Source organism: Kushneria aurantia DSM 21353 (genome assembly GCF_000382245.1).
Taxonomy (GTDB): Bacteria; Pseudomonadota; Gammaproteobacteria; order Pseudomonadales; family Halomonadaceae; genus Kushneria; species Kushneria aurantia.
Genome location: NZ_KB907892.1, coordinates 11,884 through 35,219, shown reverse-complemented (window position 1 = coordinate 35,219; position 23,336 = coordinate 11,884). Strand labels below are relative to the sequence as shown.

Here is a 23,336-nt window from a genome sequence, read left to right as displayed (position 1 = left end):
CTGGAGACGCGGCGCTGCCATGTCTTCGAGGCACTGGAATGCCTTCCTGATCCGACGCGCTGGCCGGATCTGCGCTGCTTTGCAGTCATCGAGTCGACGCGCGAGGTGAAAGGCAGGGTGACGCGGGAACGACGGTACTACATCAGCAGCCTGGCTCCCGATGCCGAGCGGCTGGCCGGGGCGGTACGCCAACACTGGGGCATCGAGAACCGGGTGCACTGGTGCCTGGATGTGGCCTTTGCGGATGACCAGATGCGAGCACGGACTGCCCACGCGGCGCATAATCTGGCCATCCTCAAGCGCCTGACCCTCAACCTGATCCGGCTGAATCCGGTAAAGCGCAAGGGCAGTTTAAAGGTCAAACGAGTCCTTGCGGCGACATTGGATGATTACCGTGCCCAGCTCCTCGGGCTTGAATGAGAATGGATCGCTACGTGCGATCGCCCTGTGTGGGGACCGTTGCCGACAATGTCTTTTTCAGTCGCGCCCGGCAGTGTGCCTTTATTTGCGCCATCGGCGGCTCGCTGCGCGCCGGCGAGTACATGAACCCCGATCACATCTGCCGCCGGCTGGCGGCGCGCTTCGGCGGCGAGAGCGAAACGCTCTATGCGCCTGCCATGGTCGACAGTCCCGAGCTTCGCGATGCCATGCTGTCCAACCCGACCGTGCGCCAGACGCTCGACCGCGCCCGCCGCGCTGATATCGCCATGATTGGCGTGGGGGATCTCTCCGAGAACAGCAACATGGTGCGCATGGGCTGGTTTTCACCCCAGGAGATCGCCGAGGCGCGCCTCTCCGGCACGGTGGGTGACATGATGGGCTACGATTTTATCGACCTTCAGGGGCGCCCCTCGCAAACGCCCATGCAGGGGCGCGTCATCGGCCTGACCATTCCCGATCTGGCGCGCATCCCTGAAGTCATCGCGATTGCCAGCGAGAGCACCAAGGCTGCCGGCATTCTCGGCGCGCTACGCACCGGGGTGATCGATGTACTGGCCACGAGTGCGACCAATGCCCACACCATTTTGCATCTGGATGAGGCGACACGGTCAGGGTAGCGGTGACCGCATTGTAGCCCTGGTGCAGGCTTCAGCAGTTCGGATGTTATCCAGCACGGTTCTGAAATGGTGGCATGGAAAATAATGTGCCAGTGATGGTCGACAAGCGTTGCCTGTCTCACGAATGGTGTGCATGTCGATCCTGATGACCCTCTGATCGTGCCCTTCCCCGCAGATATAAAACTGTTTTTCTACGCCTGAAACGATCGACATTCATCGATACGGCCTGCAGTGATCCCTGGGTGCAAAGAAGTCGCCTTTTATTGAAGGTAATCACCTCCTCTCTCATTTCTCTATGGTGAAGTTTATTCCTGTATATTGGATATCACCTCGATCAAATGATCGTATGTTGAACATAGAATTCAGTTCGTTTCGGATATCGGATGTTCAACCATGGTCGCACAAAGAGAGTGGGTAAATTAAAAAATAATATTCAAAACAGCTGTTTATAAAAATCAATCCGAAAGTCTTAGATGCACCTGGTGCCATATCGATTGTTTTTGATCGTCGCCTGCTCTTCAATCATATGAACGCAGGAAGAGCATATGCTTGAACAGATGCAAAGCTCTCCGATTGGAAATCTCTATCATCAGGAGAACTCGCGCCATGAATGCTCAGGCTATAGCGGGCACATCAAAACCACAGCGCCAGCGTGCTCGCGTTATCCTCATCGCCGCAGCAGTTGTTTTGATCGGTGCCATGGCGCTGGATACCCATGTGGTGACGATGGGCTCGGAGGAAAGTGCGCAGTCCGAGGGTTTTGTGGCCGAGCGCTTTGGTGCCGAGCAGTTTCCGATCATTCGCGAAAGCGTTATCGAACGCGCCGTGCCGGCACCGCAACTGGCCGAGGCGGTGCTGGCCGACGCCAGCGCGGCGGGCAGTCAATACGGCGTGGGTGAGGGCTTCGGTCCGGTAGTGCCTGTCACCTTTACCGGCATCATGGGCGAGAGTCGCAACGGCAATTACACCGTCGATGTCGAGGGTGTGCCCGACGATATCACTATTCGGGTACAGACGGGGCCGGCGATCAATGGCACCGAATTGCGCGACGCCACCGGCGATATCAGCTTCGGTCAGTTCACCAATCAGATCGAGTATCAGGATGCTGGTGCCGCCATCAATGACGCCATGAAATCCGAGCTTCTGGGGTCTATCGATACTGCCAACCTGAGTGGCAGGCAGGTGGAGGTGACCGGCGTATTCAAGTTGATCAATCCGCGCAACTGGCTGGTGACGCCGGTCAGTATGAATGTTGAGTGATCGGAGCATGACGAGCATGAGCGAAGAGGTGAAGTTTCAAAACGGCCTGGAAGAGGTCGTGCTTTCGGCGCGCAACATAGGTAAATCCTTTGGCAACGTGCATGCGCTGAGAGCGGTCGATTTCGATATTCATCGAGGTCAGGTCACCACGCTTTTCGGCGAAAACGGTGCCGGCAAGTCGACACTGATGAAGATTCTGTCGGGCGTCATCACGCCAAGTTCCGGCGAGATCATCTTTGAAGGCCGTCCGGTTCGTTTCTCGTCCACCACCGAAGCCCAGGCGCTGGGTATTTCGATCATCCATCAGGAGTTGAGTCTCGCGCCCAATCTCAGCGTACGTGACAACATTTTCATGGGGCGCGAAATTCGTGGCCCGATGGGCGCTATCGACTACGCCGAGCAGGCGCGCCAGACGCAGGCGCTGATGGTCGAGCTCGACGAGTTGATCGATCCGCTGACGCCGGTGGAGAACCTGCGCCTGGGCCAGCAGCAGATCGTGGAGATTGCCAGGGCGCTGTCGGTCGATGCCCGGGTGCTGATTATGGACGAGCCCACTTCTGCACTATCGGCCTCCGAGGTGGAGGTGCTGTTCAGGGTGATCGAAGATCTCAAGAGCCGAGGGGTCTCCATTGTCTACATCTCTCACCATCTGGAAGAGGCGCTGACCATTACCGATCACGCCGTGGTACTGCGTGATGGTGTGATGACCGCCCGTGCGCGACGCAACGAGATCGATCTCGAATGGATCGTGCGTCATATGGTGGGTGAAGGTTTCGATCTGGGGGCGCCACCATGGGGTCATGAAATGGGCGATGTGGCGCTATCGCTGCAAGAGGTCAGTGTGGATGACGACAAGGTGCCCGGGCGCAGAGTGGTGGATCGCCTCTCGCTGGATGTTCGCGCCGGTGAAATCGTCTGCATCTATGGCCTGATGGGTGCCGGCCGTACCGAGTTGCTGGAGTGCGTGGCCGGTCGCGTCGCTCTCGCCGAGGGGAAGGTCGTGCTCGAGGGGCGGGAAGTAGCCGGGCTGTCGATCGCTGAGCGCATTCGCCAGGGGCTGGTGCTGGTGCCTGAAGATCGGCAGCGCGATGGTCTGGTACAGACCATGACGGTGGGGCGCAATCTGTCGCTGGCCAGCATTGGCGCTTTCACCCGCGGGCTTTTTACGTCGAGTCGGCGGGAGGGTGAGGTCACCGCAGAAGCTATCCGCGACGTTCACATCAAGACCGATGGTCCCGACGCCACGATCGGCTCTCTCTCCGGTGGTAACCAACAAAAGGTGGTCATCGGCAAGATGATGGCGACCCATCCGCGCGTCGTGATGCTCGATGAGCCGAGCCGCGGTATCGATATCGGCGCCAAGGCCGAGGTATTTCGTCTGCTGGCCGAAGGGGCTGCCGAGCGCGGTCTGGCGGTCATCTTTTCGACCTCCGAAGTCGGCGAATGTCTGAGTATTGCGCATCGAATTCTGGTCATGAGCCGAGGGCGGGTGGCGGCAGAATTCGCCGCCGGAGAAGTGACCAGGGAAGAGATTATGGCCGCTTCCGGTGAGTCCGTGGCGGCATGACCTGATTAATATCGCGCTGACTGGAGAAACACATGTCTGACTCTCAAACCGCGCCAACACCGCGTGGCGGCCCCGATATCGGTCGTCTGTTGCTTGAAGGGCGCGCCTTTTTCGCTCTGATCGCGATCATCATTACCTTTTCGTTGCTGTCGCCGGTCTACTTCTCGACCAGCAACTTCTTGACCATGTCGTCGCACGTGGCGATCTTTGGCCTTCTCTCGATCGGCATGCTGCTGGTAATTCTCACCGGTGGAATCGATCTGTCGGTAGGCTCGACGCTGGGCCTGGCCGGTGTGGTCGCCGGTTTTCTGATGCAGGGTGTCTCCTTCGAGATGTTTGGCATCACGCTCTATCCGCCCGTGTGGGTGGTGGCGGTGCTGACCTGTGCGCTGGGCGCTTTCGTAGGATTGATCAACGGTGTGCTGGTGGCATGGTTCAAGGTGCCGGCGTTTGTCGCCACCCTGGGCATGCTCTATGTCGCTCGTGGCGTCGCACTGCTGATGACCGATGGTTTGACCTTTAACAATCTGAGCGGTAGCGAGGCATTGGGCAACACCGGTTTCGACTGGCTTGGGTTCAATCGACTTTTTGGCGTTCCGATGGGCGTGCTGATTCTGGCCGCGGTGGCCATTATCAGCATGCTGGTGCTGGCGCGTACTCCTTTCGGTCGCTGGATTTACGGGACCGGTGGTAACGCGCGAGCGGCGGAGCTTTCCGGAGTTCCCGTCAAGCGCGTACAGATTTCGGTCTATGTGTTGTCGGGTGTTTGCGCTGCCATCGCCGGCCTGGTGCTCTCTTCCCAGCTCACTTCCGCCGGCCCTACCGCGGGTACCACCTATGAGCTGACCGCTATCGCGGCGGTGGTGATCGGCGGTGCCGCACTGACCGGGGGGCGTGGCACCGTGCGAGGCACGCTGCTGGGAGCCTTTGTGATCGGTTTTCTCTCCGATGGCCTGGTCATTATCGGCGTCTCCTCCTATTGGCAGACCGTTTTCACCGGTGCGGTGATCGTGCTGGCGGTGTTGCTCAACAGTATCCAGTACAGCGGTCGCAAGCGTCGCGCTTCGCCGTCGACTCCCTCTTCGTCGCCGCATTCCAATCCGGCCAATGCGAAGACGAATCAGCGTGCCGGGAAACCGGCGACATCCAGTCCCTGAAACAGAGAGATCTCATCATGCATAAAACGGCAAAACGTTTATTGATCGCGGCCCTTGTGGCAGGCAGCGCCCTGGTTGCCGGCAGTGCGCTGGCGCAGTCACAGGACAAGGGGCTGATTTCGGTTATCGTCAACGATACCTCCAACCCTTATTGGTTTACTGAAGGCAAGATTGCCCGTGAAACGGCCGAGGAGCTGGGCTATCGCGCCAATGTCAGCTCTCACAATGGCGACACCAACACCGAGAGCAACCAGGTCGATACGGCCATCACCAACCAGGCCAGGGCGATCATCCTCGACCCGGCCAACGCCGACGGCTCGATCGGAGCGGTACGCAAGGCGGTCAATGCCGGTGTCCCGGTCTTTATCGTCAATGCCGAGATCAATCAACAGGGGCTGGCGAAGGCGCAGCTGGTGTCCAACAACGCTCAGGGCGCGGCGCTGGGCGCTCAGCAGTGGGCGCAAATAATGAACGGCGAGGGGCAGTATGCCGAGCTTAAGGGCTCACCGTCAGATAACAATGCCGCTACCCGCTCAAACGGCTATGAAACGGTGCTGAGTCAGTATCCCGATCTCGAGCGGGTTGCGGTGGACGTTGCCAACTGGGACCGCACCCAGGGCTACAACAAGATGCAGAGTATGCTGCAGGCGCATCCGAACATTCAGGGTGTGATCAGCGGTAACGATGAGATGGCGCTGGGCGCGATCGCCGCGCTCAAGCAGAACAACAAGCTGGATGACGTGGTCGTGGGCGGCTTCGACGGCTCACCGGATGCGGTGGATGCGATCCGCGCCGGAGAGTTGGCCTACACCGTACTACAGCCGGTTGCGATCTTTTCGGAGCGCGCTGTCCGCATGGCGGATGAGCTGATCAGTACCGGTAATCTCGATATCGAAAGCGAAAAGCAGCTTTTCGATGCCATGCTGATCACGCCTGATAACGTTGATCAGTACGTCGCCCCCTTCGTGCTGGAACAGTAAATCCGGAGATTTTCATGTCTGATATGACGGCCAAACAGACTTCCGATGCCGCTGCTGGCGACATTCCGAAGACCATGAATGCCGTAGTCGCCTACGGTCCCGGTGACTATCGCTATGAAGAGGTGCCGGTTCCCCGGCTGGAAAACGACCATGAAATTCTGGTCAGGGTCGAGGGCTGCGGTATCTGCGCTGGTGATATCAAGTCTTTTGATGGCGCACCCAGCTTCTGGGGCGACGAATATCAGCCGCCCTACATCAAGGCACCGATGATTCCCGGCCATGAGTTTCTCGGCCGGGTGGTGGAGGTCGGCGCTGCGGTGGAAGACTTCAAACCCGGCGATAGAGTGATCTCGGAACAGATCGTACCGTGCTGGAACTGTCGTTTTTGCAATCGCGGCCAGTACTGGATGTGTGAAAAGCACGATCTCTATGGCTTTCAGAATAACGTGAATGGCGGCATGGCCGAGTACATGAAGTTCACCAAAGAGGCCATCAACTATCATGTGCCGGAGGAGCTGACGCTGGAACAGGCGATTCTGATCGAACCCTACGCCTGTTCGCTACATGCCGTGCAGCGTGCCCGGATCGAGCTGGGCGACGTCGTCGTACTCTCCGGTGCCGGTACCCTTGGACTCGGCATGGTGGGCGCGGCCAAAAAGGCCGGAGCCGAGAAGCTGATCGTTCTTGACCTGTTCGATGACCGGCTCGAGCTGGCAAAAAAATTCGGCGCGGATATGACCCTCAACCCGAAGCGTGACGACGTGGTTTCGATCATCAAGGAGATGACGGAGGGTTATGGCTGCGATGTTTACATCGAGGCGACCGGACATCCCAAATCGGTCGAGCAGGGCCTGTCGATGATTCGCAAGCTGGGTCGTTTTGTCGAGTTCAGCGTATTCAAGGATCCCGTCAGCGTCGACTGGAGCATCATTTCCGATCGCAAGGAGCTGGATGTGCTGGGCTCTCATCTTGGTCCTTACTGCTATCCACTAGTGATCAACGGAATCGCCGACGGTAGCTTTCCCACCGAGGGTGTCGTGACCCACAAGCTACCGCTGGAGAAGTTCGAAGAGGGCTTCGAGCTGATGCAGAGCGGTGCGAAGTCGCTCAAGATCGTGCTGATTCCCTGAGAACCACCCGTGCAGCAGGTCGGATGCCTGTGCCATGGCTTGCTGCTACCTCATAAACCTTGAAAACGCCGGGTCCGTTTCGGTTGCTGTAAAAGCGTCCGAAACGGACCCGCTTTGTTATTGCCGCGAGGCACGCAAGCAGGGGTTTGGGGAGTGGTCGAGTTGAAGCGGCGACGCTGACCAATCAGCACTTTACGCCCCGTTGAGACATGTTCAGGTGTGCGGGGGAAGGGCAGGTGTCGGTATGAGTAAAACGTCATATCAATATGAAACTCTTGCATTTTGGGGTGTTAGGCAGTTTGCATGACAGCGTGTAAACTTTTCTTTCGATGTCGCTTCCCGTGGGGCTTGCGCGGCGCGAAACGCCGATGCTGTAAAATGACGTCCGTTCCCGAGATGCCTTCTGTTTCAAGCCCGAGCGCCAAATAAGGATCGAAAGTTGTCATGAGCGAATATTCCCTGTTCACTTCCGAATCGGTCTCCGAGGGCCATCCGGACAAGATCGCCGATCAGATCTCGGATGCCGTGCTCGACGCCCTGATCGCCCGCGACCGCCAGGCCCGCGTGGCCTGCGAAACCCTGGTCAAGACGGGGGTGGCGATCGTCGCCGGCGAGATCACCACCAGTGCCTGGGTCGATCTCGAGGAGCTGGTACGCCGGGTCATTTCGGATATCGGTTATACCTCTTCAGAGGTGGGTTTCGACGGCGCCACCTGTGGCGTGCTCAATCTGATCGGCAAGCAGAGCGTGGATATCGCCCAGGGGGTGGATCGCAGCAAGCCGGAAGACCAGGGCGCCGGCGACCAGGGGCTGATGTTCGGCTACGCCACCAACGAAACGCCCAGCTACATGCCGGCGCCGATCCACTACTCGCACCGGCTGGTGGAGCGTCAGTCGGAGCTGCGCCGCAACGGCACTCTCTCCTGGCTGCGCCCCGACGCCAAGAGTCAGGTCACCTTCCGCTATGGTGACGACGGCAAGCCGGTGGCGGTGGACGCGGTGGTGCTTTCCACCCAGCACGACGATACTATTTCGCAGGAGGAACTGCGCCACGCCGTCGAAGAGCTGATCATCCGCGATGTGCTGCCGGCGGAGTGGATCACCGATTCGACCCGCTTTCACATCAACCCGACCGGCAAGTTCGTGATTGGCGGGCCGGTGGGTGACTGCGGCCTGACCGGACGCAAGATCATCGTCGATACCTATGGCGGCATGGCACGCCACGGCGGCGGTGCCTTCTCCGGCAAGGATCCCTCCAAGGTGGACAGAAGCGCCGCCTATGCAGGACGTTACGTGGCCAAAAATGTGGTCGCCGCCGGGCTGGCCGACAAGTGCGAGATTCAGATCTCCTACGCGATCGGCGTGGCGCAGCCCACTTCGGTATCGGTCAATACCTTCGGCACCGGCCGCATCGATGACGATAAAATCGTCGAGCTGGTACGCGAGCATTTCGATCTGCGCCCCTACGCCATCACCCGCATGCTCGATCTGCTGCATCCGATGTATCAGCTGACCGCCTCCTACGGCCATTTCGGCCGTGAGCCCTTCGAGCACAGCTATCGCTGGCGGGACGTCAACGGCGAAGAGCAGGTCGAGACCTTCACTGCTTTTCCCTGGGAGAAAACCGATCGCGCCGAAGCGCTGAAGTCGTCAGCCGGCCTGTAATGACCCACCGGGCCCGCGCCATGCGGGCCCTTCCTTTGGCAGTGCCGATTCGGGTCGATGGTTGTTGTGCGCTATGCTTGGGCATCATGACTTCCTGCGGCAAGGATGCCTGCCCATGCCTCTGCTCAACCTGGCGGCGCTGTTTATCACTATTACGGCGCTGTTCTCCTGGTTCAATCACCGCTTCATCCGTCTGCCTGCCACCATCGGCGTGATGGTGATTGCGCTGGTGATGTCGCTGGTCCTGATCGGACTCAATCACGCCGGCTTTGCCGACGTCACCGACCATGCCCGCTACTGGCTCGAGCAGGTCAATTTCAACGCCCTGTTGATGGATGGCATGCTCTCCTTTCTGCTGTTTGCCGGCGCGCTGCATGTCGATCTGGCACAGCTCAGGCGCTACCGCTGGTCGATCGGTCTGTTGGCAACCTGTGGTGTGATGATCTCCACGCTGGTGGTGGGAACGGCCGCCTGGTGGCTGTTCGCCGCGCTGGGTACCGACATCCCCTGGCTGTGGTGTCTGGTGATGGGCGCGCTACTGGCGCCTACCGATCCCATCGCGGTGCTGGGCATCATGCGCAGCGCCGGCGCTCCCGATGACATGGAGATTCGAATCGTCGGCGAGTCGCTGTTCAATGACGGCGTGGCGGTGGTGGTGTTTTCGACCCTGCTGGGCGCGGCGACCGCTGGTGATGCGCTGACGGCAGGCCATGTGGGGATGCTTTTTCTGCAGGAGGCCGGGGGAGGCATTGTGCTGGGTGTGGCAATCGGCGCGCTGGTCTACGCGCTGATGAAGTCGATCGACCAGCACCAGGTCGAGGTGCTGTTGTCACTGGCGCTGGTAGTAGGCGGCTACGCGCTGGCCTCGCAGCTGCATCTGTCGGGGCCGATCGCCATGGTGGTGGCCGGCCTGATCATCGGCAATATGGCCCGTTCGGGGGCGATGTCGCACAATACACGCACCTACGTCGATGGCTTCTGGGAACTGATCGACGAGATCCTCAATGCCGTGCTGTTTGTGCTGATCGGACTCGAGCTGCTGCTGATTCCCTTTCAGCTCAACTATCTGTGGGTAGCACTGCCGCTGATCGCGATCATGCTGGTCACTCGGCTGGCCACCATCGGGGTGCCGCTGACCCTGCTGCGGCGCTGGCTGGGCTTTCGTCGCGGAACCACCCGGGTGCTTACCTGGGGCGGGCTGCGCGGCGGTATCTCGGTGGCACTGGCGCTGGGGCTGCCGCAAACCGATTGGCGCGAGCCGATCGTGATGATCACCTATATCGTGGTGCTGTTTTCGATTCTGGTGCAGGGGTTGAGCATTGGCCGGGTGGTGCGTCACCTGCTGGATAAGGACAAGCGCACAAAATCGCCCTGAATGAGACCTCTTCTCCTTCGTTGACCCGAGTGCCGGACATCCCGCTATAATCGCATCATTTGACATCTGTCTGAGACAACTCCCTCCGAGGGGCGCTGCAGCAAAGGGACATCCTTTGCGAGGCTCGGACGGGATATTCCGATTCAACGGCGCCCTTTCTCTGTCAGGAGTAAATATGGCTACTGCCGAAAACGCCGTTAATCAGGACTATCGGGTCGCGGATATCGGCCTCGCCGACTGGGGCCGTCGCGAAATCCGCATTGCTGAAACCGAGATGCCGGCGCTGATGAAGATTCGCGCCAAGTATCGCGATGAACAGCCGCTGGCGGGCGCCCGCATTGCCGGCTGCATTCACATGACGATTCAGACAGCGGTACTGATCGAGACCCTGATCGAACTGGGGGCCAGCGTGCGCTGGTCCTCCTGCAACATCTTCTCCACCCAGGACCAGGCCGCTGCGGCTATCGCCGCTGCCGATATTCCGGTGTTCGCCTGGAAGGGCGAAACCGAAGAAGAGTTCTGGTGGTGCATCGAGCAGACCATCGAAGGGCCAGAAGGATGGCGCCCCAATATGGTGCTCGACGATGGCGGCGATCTGACCCTGATGCTGCACGATCAGCATCCCGAGCTGCTGGAGGCTATCCACGGCATCAGCGAAGAGACTACCACTGGCGTGCACCGGCTGGTCGAGATGATGCGCAAGGGCAGCCTGCGCGTGCCGGCCATCAACGTCAACGATTCGGTCACCAAGTCGAAAAACGACAACAAGTACGGCTGCCGCCACTCACTTTCGGACGCGATCAAGCGCGGCCTCGATCATCTGCTCTCCGGCAAGCAGGCGCTGGTGATCGGCTATGGCGACGTGGGCAAGGGCTCCGCTGCCGGCCTGCGCAATGAGGGAATGATCGTCAAAGTCACCGAGATCGACCCGATCTGCGCCATGCAGGCCTGCATGGATGGCTTCGAGGTGGTGTCCCCCTACGTCGATGGCGTCAATGACGAGTCCGGCAACAGCATCGATAAAGCGCTTCTGGGTCGTATCGATGTGCTGGTGACCACCACCGGTAACATCAACGTCTGTGACGCCGGCATGTTGGCAGCGCTCAAGAAGGGCGCGGTGGTGTGCAACATCGGCCACTTCGACAACGAGATCGATACTGCCTGGATGCGCAAGCACTGGGGCTGGGAAGAGGTCAAGCCGCAGGTTCACAAGATCTACCGCGATGGCGCGCCCGGCAGCTTCGACCCTGCCAGCGACGATTATCTGCTGCTGCTCTCCGAAGGACGGCTGGTCAATCTGGGCAACGCCACCGGCCATCCGTCACGGGTGATGGACGGCTCTTTCGCCGACCAGGTGCTGGCACAGATTCACCTTTACCAGCGTCGCTTCGCCGATATCCCGGTCGATGAACGCCCGGCGGTAACGGTCGAGGTGCTGCCCAAGCAGCTCGACGAAGAGGTGGCGCGTTATATGGTCGAGGGCTTTGGTGGCACCCTGACCAGGATGACCGCGAAGCAGGCCGATTATATCGGTGTGCCGCAGGAAGGGCCCTACAAGCCTGACGCCTACCGCTACTGAGTCTTCGATAGCGAAGGCGTCAGATGACGCGCGATTGCGCTCGCATCGAGCCGTCCGAAGGGGCGGCTCGACTCGTTTTCAGCCCTCCGAGACGATTGTTGGCCTTCATGTTGAAGGTGCAAATCGAACTCCGCAGGAATGGTTTGATACCAGTGTTGAGGCCAGTGATAATGGCAAAAGTGCGCCACGCGCGATAGTTTTTGTGCCGTCGTGCGAGGCCTCTGTTAAAGATATTTGCGAAGAACGGGCGTGCTCATAACGGTTCAAAGCCGGCGATGGTGCCGGCGGGTTGGCGGAGGGCAACGATGAAAAAATTCGGCAAAGAGCGGCGGCGCCGTGCTGTATTGGGTGGTGCCGTGATGGCATCAGTAATGATGGCATCCCAGGCCGGCGGCGCGCAGAGCGCCTCTGAGATCGATGTCAGCGTGACGGGAACCCCGGATACACGTTTTACAGCTCGTTGGGACATTGTCGCCCCGGACGGTAGCCATCGCATCGTTGAAGAGCAGAGTAGCGTGCCACTGAAGCGCCATTTTGAGGGCGTTGCACTCCAGGCCAGTATTACGCTGCTTGATGCCGGGCGTTTGCAACTCGATGTCGAAAAGGGCGGCAATCGTTCTCACTCATCGACCGGTGGCGAGGGCAGCCGGCTTAACCTGAGTGTACGCTGAAAGACAAGAGGCCTACCAGCATGGCGGGCCTGAAAGCACCGTGTAAAAAACTTCGCCCCGCTATAGCGGGGCGAGGTTTTTTCGATCAGCTTATCGGCATGAGCCGGCTAATCGCTGGCTCATGGGCTGCTTCAGTAAGCGTTCTGCGCAACGTTGGCAGTATTGCCAAAGCCGCTCTGATTGACGTAGGCGGTATTGGCGGCGTCGTAGAGTGCGGAGGTCTGGGTTACAGTAGCCTGCTGACTATACCCGGTCTGAGTCACTTCGGCGAAGTTACCTTCTGCCTGGTAACCCGCACTGATCTGGGCGATACTGGCGTCGTTGCCGTCACCAAGCTGCCACAGACCGGCGTAGTTGTTGTCCTCGGCCTGCATGATACTACCTGCGTTGTCGGAGCCGACCTGAATGATACCGGCTTCGTTGAAGTCGTTATACTGAGTGACCGTTGCGTAGTTGTTGCTGCCACCGGACTGATCGATAGCGCCAACGCTGCCGTTACCTTCCCCCTGATAGACGATGGCATCGTTATCGGAAGCCTGCTGGGTGATATAGGCCTGATTCTCGATGCCCACCTGATAAATATAGCCTTCGTTGGCTTCACCGGACTGCTCGAGAGTGGCAAGGCCGCCCGAGTTACCGGCAATCTGATCGATGCGGCCTTTGTTACTCTGGCCATTCTGCGTCAGATCGGCCTGAGCGTTCTGGCCATCCTGATAAACACCTGCATCGTTACCTGCGGCCAGGACCGAGAAAGAAGCCGACATGGCAACAGCGGCGGCGATGGCGGTCAGTTTCATTTTCATGCTGTAACTCCTTGAAGATCGATTGCGAGTGGTTTTACTTCGATTGCTGCATTCTCCGGCCTGGCTACCGGTATCGGTTGGTTTACCGATAGGTTGTGATGGTGACCGGAAGGGCATTGCCTGACCAGGCATATTGCGCTACCTGAACGTTCTGGCCACTATCGGACTGCAAAACATTGACGTTACTGTTGCTGCCATACTGTTTAATGTCGGCATTGGCCGCTGCTATAGCATTTTCGTCGCGCTGGAAAATTTTAGCTGAATGCCCGTTACCTATTTGGGTAATTGTGGCAGTGGCTTCAGTGTCATACTGATAAATGCCAGCCCGGTTGTTATTGCCACGCTGATAAATTACAGCGTTTTGTTGATAGCGTGACGAAGCCGATTGCACTATTTCCGCACTATTACCGCTACCGATTTGCGCAATAATAGCGTTCCTGCCGGGTGTGGAATGGCTGGCAGAGGGCATACTGAATTGCTCGATTCTTGCCGGCAGAATGCCATCATCACTGGCCAGAGTTGACGAACATTGAAGCGATAGCAGCGAGGTCATCACGAGAGCTGCGAGCGTTGAAAAAACTGACGCTCTTTTCTCTGATATCCTGCTTGAATTCCCGGTCGATTCTTGCATCACTTCTACCGTCCGTCACTTGGGCTTATCTCTTTATGGAGGCCATTCTGAATAGACGAGGCGCTGTGTGGTATCGGTCGTTGGATGGATTTTGAGTATGAGAAAGACCATTCTCATGGCCTGGAGAGAGGTTAATAGTTTGCGCGGGTTGAGATTTTTAAAGTATAAAAAAAGCGGCTCCTGATGGAGCCGCTTTTTTATGCGCTATATGACATTTGTGTGTCAACAATAAATGAAATATTTTAGGTGCTGCAGTGAGTGATCAAGGCGCTCCGGGGATGTCAGGAGCTGACCTCTGGAAGCTCAAGATACTCATCAAGAATGGTATCCTTGATATCGGTTCCGGGCTGCATGTTCCACAGGTTATCCTTGATACCACGCGCAATGAGGTGAATAACCGCCGACTCGATAGCCGACATGACCGCCATTTGCACCGGCTCGTTGGTAGTATAACCCGCCTCGGCTTCCAGCAGACGACGAAACTCGATGAAGCGGAAAACGCCGGCGCGCACTTCCTGTGAATAGATGGTTTTGGTGGTGGTCACATTTTCGAGAACTTCGCCGGTAGAGATCTCGACCGCGCGCAGGTTGACCGTTACCTGGTCGACCTGATATTGACCGGAACTGCTGATACCGAAATAGGCAGCGCCCAGCCCGCCGGTTCGCAGGTTGGTATCGTAGGCGATAATGCCCCCTTCCAGCAGCACCGAGGCAGAGCGCAGGGAAGGTAGCGTATCGGGCTGGCCCAGCCGTTCGCTTTCAGCGCGAATAATACGTCGCTCGGTCAGCAGGTTCTGTAGCCCTACACGCTCCAGCGGCACGAACCAGCCGGAGTCCGCCAGCGCACCGGTGAGCATCGCCGCGGCCCCCTGGGTGACGGCCGTAGAGAAGGTGCTGGCCGGCGCCGGACGGTACTGACCGGTCTGGTCGAGAAAATCATAGACCGATACGAAAATGCGCCCTGACGGCGGCGGTAGCGATATCAGGTCCCGGTAGGTGGCACTGCGCGGCGTCAGCGTAGGTTCGGTGCCCGCCAGATCGGTGGGCTGGGCCACCATACTGGCGCAGCCGCTGAGTGTCGTGGCCAGAAGAAGTGCTGCAACAACTTTCATGAGCGATCTCTCTTATTGATGTTCTAATTAACGTCAGGGGTTGAAAAGACCGCCCACCTGGATATCAGTGACGTCACCGGTTGTCTTGTCCGTGATACGCAGATTGATAAGATCGTTTTGCTCCTGGATCGTGACGCTGAAGTCGGTGCTTTCAAAGCTTCCCTCGCTGATTTTACCGGTACTGATATCGCCCAGGAGCTGAGAGATCAGGCGGCTTTGCAGACTCTGAACCAGCCGGTCGGTAGCACTGAAACTCTGTCTGCCCGGCGCGTCGGGATCCTTGTTATTGTCCTGTGCCTGCGCCTTGTTGAGCAGGTAGTTACCCGCCAGAGGATCGCCACCGAAGGTGGGATTGATGGGACGGTAGACCAGGTCACCGGCCTGGACGCTTCCGGCTATGGTGAGAGCGCCGCCAAGTAGCGCGCCAATGAAGGTGTTGCGTTTTCCATTCATGGCTGAAGTTCCTCCCTGCCAAGATCAGGATTTGAAGAAAAGGCGGCGCTGACACGGCGTTCCAGAATCGCCTTCTGCACGATGTCGACGGCCTGTCGTGCCACCTCGTTGGCTTCGTTGACTCGTGGCGAAAGACGGGTGCGGAAATAGACATGATTGCCTTCGGCGACCCATAAAAGACCGCCGCGAAGTGCATCCGGCCGCTCCACGATGGTCAGTGTGGCGCCGCCGATGATCGGGTTGCCAAAGGCGATCTGACTGAAAGTGCGGTAAAAGCTCTTGCCTGCTCTTGAGACGGTGCGGTCTACCAGCACGCCGGTCAGCACGCTGTTACCGAACAGGTGGCGGTCGAGACCAGCGCCATCTTCACCCTCAAGGCGGTTAATGTTGTCGATAGCCTGGCGCTCGTTTTCGGGAAGGACGCTGCTGCCACTCTCTTCAGCACGAAGCGGTGTTATTGTTGTAACCGCCGCAAGCGCAAGGCCTGCCACAAGCTGACGTTGAAAAGGAAAAAACATAACGATTCTCTACCTCGGGAATCATAAGGCTGTTACTGCAGCAGTTCTGATCCTGCATTGGCTGACTGAAATTTGGCGTTCGGGTACGCATATCGACATCTATCCTGCGGAGCTGGGCATGTCAACGTAAGCGATCGTGTAAAGGCTGACAAAAGGACGTCTGAAAGTATCGCACAGGGAGCATCGCTGTGGCGTCATTCTTGGATAGCCGAAGCCAGAGTTGTATCAGCTTCTGGATGGATTTGAAGTATTAGTTGCCTCATATTTATTGCCTGGAGCGTAATTCATGCTTCGATCGGTTGCGGATGTTTCGCATTTTGTTGCCATAAGAAATCCTCATGAAAGTCTGTTTTATGGATCATGCGGCTTTTTTCGAAATCTCAATGTTCTACTCATTTATTGAGATCCCAAAGAACCGACCCCGGTAAGCTTTTAACGCTTTTCTGGAGTAGTCACATTGACATTGAAGCTCGGCTGCATAGCCGAAAGGCTGCCTCCTGTATCGTGGGTTTCAGGAGAAATAATCGCCACTCTAGTGGCGGAAAGGATGTATATCTTTTGATATCTTTGGCAACCGCCGGTACAGGGTGCTATCGGGGTAACCGGCTGATGCTGTTGCGCAGGTGGTTCAGCGCCTGGCGACGATTGCCGACGTTTATCTTGCGAAATATGTTGTGCAGATGGGATTTTACTGTATGCAGGCTGACAAAAAGGCGTTCGGAGATTTCTCTATTGGACGCCCCCATGATCATTAGTTCAGCCACTTCCTGCTCGCGTCTGCTTAGGTCGCAATCTCTGAGTTCATGGCGCTTTTGTTGCGGATCCATGCGGGAAAGAAGACGTGCCGAGAGTTCTCGGGAAATCCACATATTTCCAGCCAGCAGGGTGTTGATACCCTGACACAGGATATCCTTGCTGTCGTTGCGATAAAAAATCCCTTCGATCGGCATGTCGAGAAGATAGTCGCCAATCAGTCCGGATGGACTATTGACAACATTGAGTATGGCCTGACGGGTAATTTCTGAAACCATAGGCTGCCATTGCTGCATGGTTTCCAGCGTCATGGCGTCGTTATCGAACAGCAGTATATCGGCAAGGATAGGCTGCACTGACCGGTGATCGTGCGGTGAGGCTATCAGCAGCTTACAGGCAATATCCTTGTGAAGTGTCTGCAAAATCCCGGCGGCAGGTGAACCGCTATGGGTTACCAGAAGCAGGGCATGGAGGTGAGATTTTTGAGACATAATTACTGACCTTTCCGGGAAACGAAATTCCTGCCATAGCCATTGATGCTATCGGGTAATATCGCATAACGAAATGAAACAAAGTTGTTGCATATAAGCTATTGGTCTAATAATTTTTTTAAATTTACGCCCCCGAGCGCCGCAAAGAACGCATCGGCTTTTTCACAACAGGGCGTTACAAAACGGCTCGGCCATCGTACTCGGGAGTGCATTTTGGGTAGCGCTGTGGGGCAAAGGCCGGCGAAGGGTTGAAACAAGCGCTGTTAGCGGGGCGCCGAGACGGGGTGGTCGTGGACAGACCGATCCAGCTTCTACATGCGGCGAAGGGGGCAAGAGAGAGGCGCGAAAGGACGTCCAAGGGGTATAGGGCTCTGGCGGACCTGTCGGCTGTGTTCCTGCCCGGTTTCCGGGGTGCTGGCGACGAGAACCGGGCAGGTGTTCACTCCGTTCTTTTCACTCTCTCGAGATGGCCTTGTCCATGAAGGCCCTGGCGTGTGCATCGACGGCACGGAGGGCGTGCACTATTTGTTGCGGGGTCAGCTCATAGGCGAGATTGTGGCTGGACTCCCCCTCCTTGAGGGCTGCTTCGGCGACCCGGTAAAGATCCTCCTCGCTGGCTTGATCGAGCTTGAGGGCCTTCAGCGTGATCGGTAGTCCCAGCGCCACGTAAAGTGCCAGATACTTTTCCAGCTCGGCCTGAGGCGTCTGGTCGAGAATCAGTTGCGCGACTGTGCCATAGGCCACCTTTTCGCCATGGGTCAGATCATGAATTTCGCCGTGCAGGGCGGTAAAGCCGTTGTGGATGGCGTGGGCCGCCGCCAGTCCACCGCTTTCGAAGCCCAGCCCGCTGAGCAGAGTGTTGGCCTCTACCACCGCCTCGAAGGAGGGAGTGACGATCTGCGCCTGGTTGGCCTGCCAGGCCAGCAGGGCGTGTTCGAACAGGACCTCTTCGCACTTCTCGCCGATCGCCCTGCCCAGCAGGGTGGCGCGACCGCCGGCCATGTTGCTGGCATCGGCGCGAATGACACCGCGCGCCTCGACCCAGGTGGCCAGTGCATCGGCGATGCCGGAGGCGAGAAAGCGCGGCGGTGCCTTGCAGATAATGGCGGTATCCACCAGTACCAGGTCGGGGTTGCGATTGTAGAAGCGGTAGCTGTCGAACTCGCCTTCGTCGCTATAGATCACCGACAGGGCGCTGGTGGGGGCGTCGGTGGAGGCGGTGGTCGGCAGTATGGCGCAGGCCGCCAGCAGCGGATCGGCGACGGCCTTGGCAGTGTCGATCGCCTTGCCTCCGCCGAAACCGATCACTACCTTTGTCTGCTGCTGCTGTCCGCGCTCGACCAGGCGGTCGATCTCGCGACGGGAGGCTTCGCCCTCGAATACTGCACGCTCGAATTCGACACCTTCACTTTCGAGACTCTGTGCCAGCTGCTCGCCGGCCATCTTCCAGACCAGATCGTCGGCGATGATCAGTGCTCGACCGCCGAGGGCGGCAATATAGTGGCCGGCACGCTCGACGGCGTTGGCACCCTGAACGTAGCGGGCGGGGCTGATAAAGACCTTGTCGGAAAGTGTAGACATGACGCTCTCCACTTATGGCATGGGTGAAAGGTCAGTTTACCCCCTTGGGTACTTCGCCTGGCTGCGACAATTCGACGTCGACAGCCGTTACGTCGATAATTGTTTGACATGAGGCATAGCGGCCGTGACCGGAGTGACGCTGCCGGTCAATAACGGGATAATACAGGCTTCCTGTAGTCCGCAACGCCTGTTTCCTATAGTTAGTGGCCCTGCAGCCTTTTTGTCGAGAGTTTGGGAGGAGTCGATGGCCCAGCGGCCCAATGTGCGCACCCTGTTCATATCCGACCTGCATCTGGGCACTCCGGATGCCCAGGCGGAGCTGCTGCTGCACCTGTTGCGTCGGGTGCGCCCCGAACGTCTCTATCTGGTGGGTGACGTCTTTGACCTCATCGTGATGAAAAGACGTGCTATCTCGGTGTTCGATGGCCAGCAGCAGCGGCTGCTGCGCCACGTGTTGCGCCTCGCTCGCACCGGTTGCGAGGTGATCTATATTCCCGGCAATCACGATGCCGCCATGCGCACCTTCTGCGGCGAGCGGTTCCGTAGTGTCGAGGTCATGCGCGACGCTGTGCATGTAACCCGTGATGGCCGCCGCCTGTTGATCAGCCACGGCGATGAGTTCGACGGCCACTACAAGGCGCCGAAGTGGAAGCTGGTCGTCGGGGAGATCGCGCTGCACAGCATGCGCCGCGCCAACCGCTGGACCGTGCACGCGCGCCGCAGGCTGGGGCGGCCCTACTGGTCGCTGTCGGCGGCGCTCAAGCGCCGCTCGACCAGTGTCAAACAGTTTGCCGATGCCTTTCGCCGCTCGGCGCTTGAGCGTGCGCACCGTGAGGGCGTCGACGGCTATGTGGGAGGGCACATCCATATTCCCTGGTTCGGGCTCAGCGAGGGGGTGGTGTATTGCAACGATGGCGACTGGGTGGAGAACTGCACAGCGCTGGTCGAGGAGTTTGACGGCCGGTTGCGTCTGGTGGACTGGACCAACACCACCCTGGTGGATGACCCGCAACCCCCTTCGGGCGAACGCGAAAAGACGGAGATGGAGAGCTGGCTGGCTGATGCCGAGGAGCCAGGCGGCGAGGAGCGCGGCTGATTCCTGGCTCAGGCTTATGTGGCCTCCGTTGTAACGGCGCGTGACTACTGTATTTTCTGGCGATACTGGCAGCATGCTTTTATCCCGGAGAATCCGGTGACAAGCGCAGGTAAACTATTCACAATAAATAACAGTCGGGCGCTACTGTTTGAGATCGAAGATCATAATGAGCGCCCGTCAGCAAGTCTACCGGCCGGATCCTTCCGGCAATGCCTATAACGAATTCCTGTAAAGAGAATTCGATAAAAACCGATAACAGCAGGATGCGGCCCCGCGCCGACATCTATCAGAGCGGCACCGCTTCCGTGACCGGTGTCCCTGCAGGTGACATTCGTATCTGGTCGTACGAATGCACGATGAGGAGATGGATCATGACGGTTAACGTCACAAGACGACAGTTTTTCAAGCTGGGAGCGGCCGGTGCCGCGACCTCCAGCATGGCAATGATGGGCTTTGCCCCGGAGTCCGCCGAGGCTTCGGTGCGTCGCTTCAAGCTCACCCACACCAAAGAAACTCGCAACAACTGCACCTACTGCTCAGTGGGTTGCGGTGTTCTGATCTACAGCCTGGGCAGTGGCGGAGAAAACGCCCACCAGGAGGTCATGCACATCGAAGGCGACCCGGACCATCCGGTGTCGCGCGGCTCGCTCTGCCCCAAGGGCTCGGGCCTGCTCGATTTCGTGCGCAGCGATGGCCGCCTCGAGTACCCGCAGGTGCGCGAGCCGGGCAGCAGCGAGTGGACGCGAGTTACCTGGGACGATGCGCTGAATCGCATTGCGCGCTATATCAAGGATGACCGCGACGCCAACTTTGTGCAGCGCAACGCCCAGGGGCAGACGGTCAACCACTGGACCACTACCGGTTTCCTGGCCGCTTCGGGCTCGTCCAACGAGGCCGGCTACATCACCCACAAGGTGGTGCGCAATCTCGGCATGGTAGCGTTCGACAACCAGGCGCGCGTCTGACACGGACCGACGGTGGCAGGTCTTGCCCCAACATTCGGTCGCGGTGCCATGACCAATCACTGGGTCGACATCCGCAATGCCAATCTGATTCTGTCGATGGGCGGCAACTCTGCCGAGGCTCATCCGGTGGGCTTTCGCTGGGTGACCGAGGCCATCGAGCACAATAATGCCGAGCTGATCACCATCGATCCTCGCTACACCCGTACGGGTGCGGTAGCTCAGGACAAGGCGTTCATTCGTACCGGTACGGATATCACCTTCCTTGGCGGACTGATCAGCTATCTGATTGAAACCAATCAGATTCAGCGGGAGTACGTGGTCAACTACACCGACGCCTCACTGCTGGTGCGCGAGGACTTTGGCTTCGAGGACGGGCTTTTCACCGGCTACGACCCGGAAAGGCGCGCCTACACCGATAAATCCTCGTGGATGTATCAGGTCGGTGACGATGGCTATGCCCTGCGCGACACTTCGCTGACCAATCCGCGCTGCGTCTATCAGATGATGCGCGCACACTACAGTCGCTACACGCCCGAGCTGGTCTCCAGCGTCAGCGGCGTACCGGTTGGCGATATTCAGCGCATCTGGCGCAAGATCGCCGCCACTTCAGTGCCGGATCGCACCATGACGATCCTCTACGCGCTGGGCTGGACGCAGCACTCCATTGGTTCGCAGATCATCCGCACCGCTGCCATGGTGCAGCTGCTACTGGGTAACATGGGCATGCCGGGGGGTGGCGTCAACGCGCTGCGCGGTCACTCCAATATCCAGGGACTGACCGACCTGGGGCTGCTGTCGCAGCTGCTGCCGGGCTATATGTCGCTGGCCAACGCCAGCGAGCAGGACTATCGCCCCTATATCGACAAAAGGGCGAAACAGCCGCTGCTGCCGGACGAGGTCTCCTACTGGAAGAACTACGAAAAGTTCCACGTCAGCCTGATGAAGGCCTGGTTCGGCGACGCCGCCAGCGAGGCCAACAACTGGTGCTACAACTGGCTGCCCAAGCTGGAGCGCCCGCTCTACGACGTGCTCGACACCTTCGAGCGGATGTCGAAAGGGGAAATCAACGGCTACTTCTGTCAGGGCTTCAATCCGCTGGCCTCCTTTCCCAACCGGGCCAAGGTGACTGCGGCACTTTCTAAGCTCAAGTACCTGGTCATCATGGACCCGCTCAATACCGAAACGCGGGAGTTCTGGCACAACGTCGGTGAGTACAACGACGTCGACTCCAGCCAGATCCAGACCGAGGTGATCAGTCTGCCGACCTGCTGTTTCGCCGAGGATGACGGCTCGATCGTCAACAGTGCGCGCTGGCTGCAGTGGCACTGGGTGGCGGCGCCGCCGCCGGGGGAAGCGCGACCGGATACGCAGATCATGGCCGATCTGTTCCTGCGCGTGCGTCGTCTCTATGAGCAGGAGGGCGGTGTCTTCCCGGATCCGATTGTCAATCTGACCTGGGATTACAAGCAGCCGGCAAAGCCTTCCGCCGAAGAGCTGGCGAAGGAGTACAACGGCCGGGCGCTGGTCGATCTCACCGACGATCAGGGCAACGTGACCCGGCGTGCCGGTGAACAGCTTGCGAGCTTCTCGGAACTGACCGCCGATGGCCGCACCGAGGCCGGCTGCTGGATCTTTACCGGCTGCTACAGCGAAGAGGGCAATCTGATGGCCCGCCGCGACAACTCCGACCCCTACGGGATCGGTCAGTCGCTGGGCTGGGCCTGGGCGTGGCCGGCCAACCGCCGCATTCTCTACAACCGCGCCAGTGCCGATACTGAAGGCAACCCCTGGGGCGCCAACAAGGCACTGGTGTGGTGGAGCAGTGAGCAGGGCCGCTGGATTGGTGCCGATATTCCCGACTTTCCGGCGCAGTCACCGCCTTCGGCGGGGCTGGGACCCTTCATCATGCAGCCCACCGGCGGCGGTAACTTCTTCGGCGGCCAGAGTATGGTGGATGGGCCCTTCCCCGAACACTACGAGCCGTTCGAATCGCCGGTGGGGCAGAACCTGCTCCACCCCAACAACCCGCTGGCGCGTAACAATCCGGCGGCGCGTATCTTCGCAGGCGACCGTGAAGCGCTCGGCAGCTGGGAGGAGTTTCCCCATGCGGCGACCACCTATCGCCTGACCGAGCATTTCCACTTCTGGACCAAGCACGCGAAGCTCAACGCCATCGTGCAGCCGGAGCAGTTCGTCGAGATCGGCACGGCACTGGCCGATGAGATCGGCGTCAGCAAGGGCGACCGCGTCAGGGTCTCCTCCAGGCGCGGTTCGATCTACGCGGTAGCGGTGGTGACCCGGCGTCTGCGGCCACTGCGCATCGGTGACCGCGACGTGCATCATGTGGGTATTCCGCTCCACTGGGGCTTCACCGGCGTGGCGAAAAAGGGCTATCTGGTCAATGCCCTGACGCCCTTCGTCGGCGATGCCAATACCCAGACGCCGGAGTACAAGTCATTCATCGTCAAGGTCGAAAAGGCATAAGGAGGGC

General features: G+C 58.7%; 21 protein-coding genes and 1 riboswitch. Of the genes, 14 read left to right on the top strand and 7 right to left on the bottom strand.

Annotated features, from left to right (window positions below):
* The 11 genes from H146_RS0116280 to H146_RS0116230 all read left to right on the top strand — a co-directional run.
* Window positions 1-420, top strand: a 420-nt coding sequence (locus H146_RS0116280) for an ISAs1 family transposase (RefSeq protein WP_019952950.1), incomplete at its 5' end; no start/stop codon positions are given.
* 14 nt (window positions 421-434) lie between these two features.
* On the top strand, window positions 435-1,058 hold the full coding sequence (locus H146_RS19690; protein ID WP_245558771.1) for a sugar-binding transcriptional regulator: 624 nt from the start codon (window positions 435-437) through the stop codon (window positions 1,056-1,058).
* A 606-nt stretch (window positions 1,059-1,664) separates the two neighbouring features.
* Complete coding sequence (locus tag H146_RS0116270) at window positions 1,665-2,318, top strand: DUF2291 family protein (protein ID WP_026352060.1); 654 nt, start codon at window positions 1,665-1,667, stop codon at window positions 2,316-2,318.
* Between the two features lie 7 nt (window positions 2,319-2,325).
* On the top strand, window positions 2,326-3,885 hold the full coding sequence (locus H146_RS0116265; protein ID WP_245558770.1) for a sugar ABC transporter ATP-binding protein: 1,560 nt from the start codon (window positions 2,326-2,328) through the stop codon (window positions 3,883-3,885).
* Between the two features lie 32 nt (window positions 3,886-3,917).
* Window positions 3,918-5,042, top strand: coding sequence for an ABC transporter permease (locus tag H146_RS0116260; RefSeq protein ID WP_019952946.1), 1,125 nt, complete (start codon window positions 3,918-3,920; stop codon window positions 5,040-5,042).
* Between the two features lie 17 nt (window positions 5,043-5,059).
* Window positions 5,060-6,022 (top strand): D-ribose ABC transporter substrate-binding protein, encoded by a 963-nt coding sequence (locus tag H146_RS0116255; RefSeq protein WP_019952945.1) that lies wholly within the window; start codon window positions 5,060-5,062, stop codon window positions 6,020-6,022.
* Between the two features lie 14 nt (window positions 6,023-6,036).
* Window positions 6,037-7,152: an erythritol/L-threitol dehydrogenase gene (locus H146_RS0116250; RefSeq protein WP_019952944.1), complete on the top strand. Its 1,116-nt coding sequence runs from the start codon at window positions 6,037-6,039 to the stop codon at window positions 7,150-7,152.
* Window positions 7,153-7,596: 444 nt separating this feature from the next.
* Complete coding sequence (metK, locus tag H146_RS0116245) at window positions 7,597-8,817, top strand: methionine adenosyltransferase (protein WP_019952943.1); 1,221 nt, start codon at window positions 7,597-7,599, stop codon at window positions 8,815-8,817.
* A gap of 115 nt (window positions 8,818-8,932) precedes the next feature.
* Window positions 8,933-10,192 (top strand): cation:proton antiporter, encoded by a 1,260-nt coding sequence (locus tag H146_RS0116240; RefSeq protein WP_019952942.1) that lies wholly within the window; start codon window positions 8,933-8,935, stop codon window positions 10,190-10,192.
* 81 nt (window positions 10,193-10,273) lie between these two features.
* Window positions 10,274-10,354, top strand: a riboswitch (S-adenosyl-L-homocysteine riboswitch).
* Window positions 10,355-10,367: 13 nt separating this feature from the next.
* Window positions 10,368-11,771: an adenosylhomocysteinase gene (gene ahcY, locus H146_RS0116235; protein WP_019952941.1), complete on the top strand. Its 1,404-nt coding sequence runs from the start codon at window positions 10,368-10,370 to the stop codon at window positions 11,769-11,771.
* 305 nt (window positions 11,772-12,076) lie between these two features.
* On the top strand, window positions 12,077-12,442 hold the full coding sequence (locus H146_RS0116230; protein ID WP_019952940.1) for a hypothetical protein: 366 nt from the start codon (window positions 12,077-12,079) through the stop codon (window positions 12,440-12,442).
* A 131-nt stretch (window positions 12,443-12,573) separates the two neighbouring features.
* Here H146_RS0116230 and H146_RS0116225 read toward each other — a convergent pair whose 3' ends face one another.
* The 7 genes from H146_RS0116225 to H146_RS0116195 form a co-directional block, all read right to left on the bottom strand.
* Window positions 12,574-13,245, bottom strand: coding sequence for a hypothetical protein (locus tag H146_RS0116225; RefSeq protein ID WP_019952939.1), 672 nt, complete (start codon window positions 13,243-13,245; stop codon window positions 12,574-12,576).
* A gap of 82 nt (window positions 13,246-13,327) precedes the next feature.
* Complete coding sequence (locus H146_RS21515) at window positions 13,328-13,876, bottom strand: hypothetical protein (RefSeq protein ID WP_156826868.1); 549 nt, start codon at window positions 13,874-13,876, stop codon at window positions 13,328-13,330.
* 281 nt (window positions 13,877-14,157) lie between these two features.
* Entirely contained in the window at window positions 14,158-14,988 is an 831-nt protein-coding gene (locus tag H146_RS0116215) for a CsgG/HfaB family protein (protein ID WP_019952938.1), read from the bottom strand.
* Window positions 14,989-15,021: 33 nt separating this feature from the next.
* A complete protein-coding gene (locus H146_RS0116210) occupies window positions 15,022-15,441 on the bottom strand; it encodes a curli assembly protein CsgF (protein WP_019952937.1) in 420 nt (139 codons plus the stop codon).
* On the bottom strand, window positions 15,438-15,959 hold the full coding sequence (locus H146_RS0116205) for a CsgE family curli-type amyloid fiber assembly protein (protein WP_019952936.1): 522 nt from the start codon (window positions 15,957-15,959) through the stop codon (window positions 15,438-15,440). Before H146_RS0116205 ends, H146_RS0116210 begins: the two co-directional genes overlap by 4 nt.
* A 590-nt stretch (window positions 15,960-16,549) precedes the next feature.
* Entirely contained in the window at window positions 16,550-17,203 is a 654-nt protein-coding gene (locus H146_RS19685) for a response regulator transcription factor (RefSeq protein WP_083920912.1), read from the bottom strand.
* A gap of 453 nt (window positions 17,204-17,656) precedes the next feature.
* On the bottom strand, window positions 17,657-18,784 hold the full coding sequence (locus H146_RS0116195; protein ID WP_019952934.1) for a glycerol dehydrogenase: 1,128 nt from the start codon (window positions 18,782-18,784) through the stop codon (window positions 17,657-17,659).
* 244 nt (window positions 18,785-19,028) lie between these two features.
* Here H146_RS0116195 and H146_RS0116190 point away from each other — a divergent pair, with 244 nt between their 5' ends.
* The 3 genes from H146_RS0116190 (at window position 19,029) to fdnG (ending at window position 23,329) form a co-directional block, all read left to right on the top strand.
* Window positions 19,029-19,880 (top strand): UDP-2,3-diacylglucosamine diphosphatase, encoded by an 852-nt coding sequence (locus tag H146_RS0116190; RefSeq protein ID WP_019952933.1) that lies wholly within the window; start codon window positions 19,029-19,031, stop codon window positions 19,878-19,880.
* 371 nt (window positions 19,881-20,251) lie between these two features.
* A complete protein-coding gene (locus tag H146_RS22600) occupies window positions 20,252-20,845 on the top strand; it encodes a molybdopterin-dependent oxidoreductase (RefSeq protein ID WP_019952932.1) in 594 nt (197 codons plus the stop codon).
* 12 nt (window positions 20,846-20,857) lie between these two features.
* The gene (gene fdnG, locus H146_RS0116180; protein ID WP_083920911.1) at window positions 20,858-23,329 is read left to right on the top strand and encodes a formate dehydrogenase-N subunit alpha; all 2,472 of its coding nucleotides are present in this window, start codon (window positions 20,858-20,860) and stop codon (window positions 23,327-23,329) included.
* The last annotated feature ends 7 nt before the right edge of the window (window positions 23,330-23,336 follow it).

What these genes read in the sequence shown, in the direction of transcription:
- H146_RS0116255 (WP_019952945.1), top strand. Translation starts at nt 5,060, where the DNA reads ATGCATAAAACGGCAAAACGTTTATTGATCGCGGCCCTTGTGGCAGGC.
- H146_RS0116190 (WP_019952933.1), top strand. Translation starts at nt 19,029, where the DNA reads ATGGCCCAGCGGCCCAATGTGCGCACCCTGTTCATATCCGACCTGCAT.
- H146_RS0116270 (WP_026352060.1), top strand. Translation starts at nt 1,665, where the DNA reads ATGAATGCTCAGGCTATAGCGGGCACATCAAAACCACAGCGCCAGCGT.
- H146_RS0116230 (WP_019952940.1), top strand. Translation starts at nt 12,077, where the DNA reads ATGAAAAAATTCGGCAAAGAGCGGCGGCGCCGTGCTGTATTGGGTGGT.
- H146_RS0116260 (WP_019952946.1), top strand. Translation starts at nt 3,918, where the DNA reads ATGTCTGACTCTCAAACCGCGCCAACACCGCGTGGCGGCCCCGATATC.
- H146_RS0116240 (WP_019952942.1), top strand. Translation starts at nt 8,933, where the DNA reads ATGCCTCTGCTCAACCTGGCGGCGCTGTTTATCACTATTACGGCGCTG.
- H146_RS21515 (WP_156826868.1), bottom strand. Translation starts at nt 13,876, where the DNA reads ATGCAAGAATCGACCGGGAATTCAAGCAGGATATCAGAGAAAAGAGCG.
- H146_RS0116210 (WP_019952937.1), bottom strand. Translation starts at nt 15,441, where the DNA reads ATGAATGGAAAACGCAACACCTTCATTGGCGCGCTACTTGGCGGCGCT.
- H146_RS0116225 (WP_019952939.1), bottom strand. Translation starts at nt 13,245, where the DNA reads ATGAAAATGAAACTGACCGCCATCGCCGCCGCTGTTGCCATGTCGGCT.
- H146_RS0116215 (WP_019952938.1), bottom strand. Translation starts at nt 14,988, where the DNA reads ATGAAAGTTGTTGCAGCACTTCTTCTGGCCACGACACTCAGCGGCTGC.
- H146_RS19685 (WP_083920912.1), bottom strand. Translation starts at nt 17,203, where the DNA reads ATGTCTCAAAAATCTCACCTCCATGCCCTGCTTCTGGTAACCCATAGC.
- H146_RS0116205 (WP_019952936.1), bottom strand. Translation starts at nt 15,959, where the DNA reads ATGTTTTTTCCTTTTCAACGTCAGCTTGTGGCAGGCCTTGCGCTTGCG.
- metK (WP_019952943.1), top strand. Translation starts at nt 7,597, where the DNA reads ATGAGCGAATATTCCCTGTTCACTTCCGAATCGGTCTCCGAGGGCCAT.
- H146_RS0116250 (WP_019952944.1), top strand. Translation starts at nt 6,037, where the DNA reads ATGTCTGATATGACGGCCAAACAGACTTCCGATGCCGCTGCTGGCGAC.
- H146_RS0116265 (WP_245558770.1), top strand. Translation starts at nt 2,326, where the DNA reads ATGACGAGCATGAGCGAAGAGGTGAAGTTTCAAAACGGCCTGGAAGAG.
- ahcY (WP_019952941.1), top strand. Translation starts at nt 10,368, where the DNA reads ATGGCTACTGCCGAAAACGCCGTTAATCAGGACTATCGGGTCGCGGAT.
- H146_RS22600 (WP_019952932.1), top strand. Translation starts at nt 20,252, where the DNA reads ATGACGGTTAACGTCACAAGACGACAGTTTTTCAAGCTGGGAGCGGCC.
- H146_RS0116195 (WP_019952934.1), bottom strand. Translation starts at nt 18,784, where the DNA reads ATGTCTACACTTTCCGACAAGGTCTTTATCAGCCCCGCCCGCTACGTT.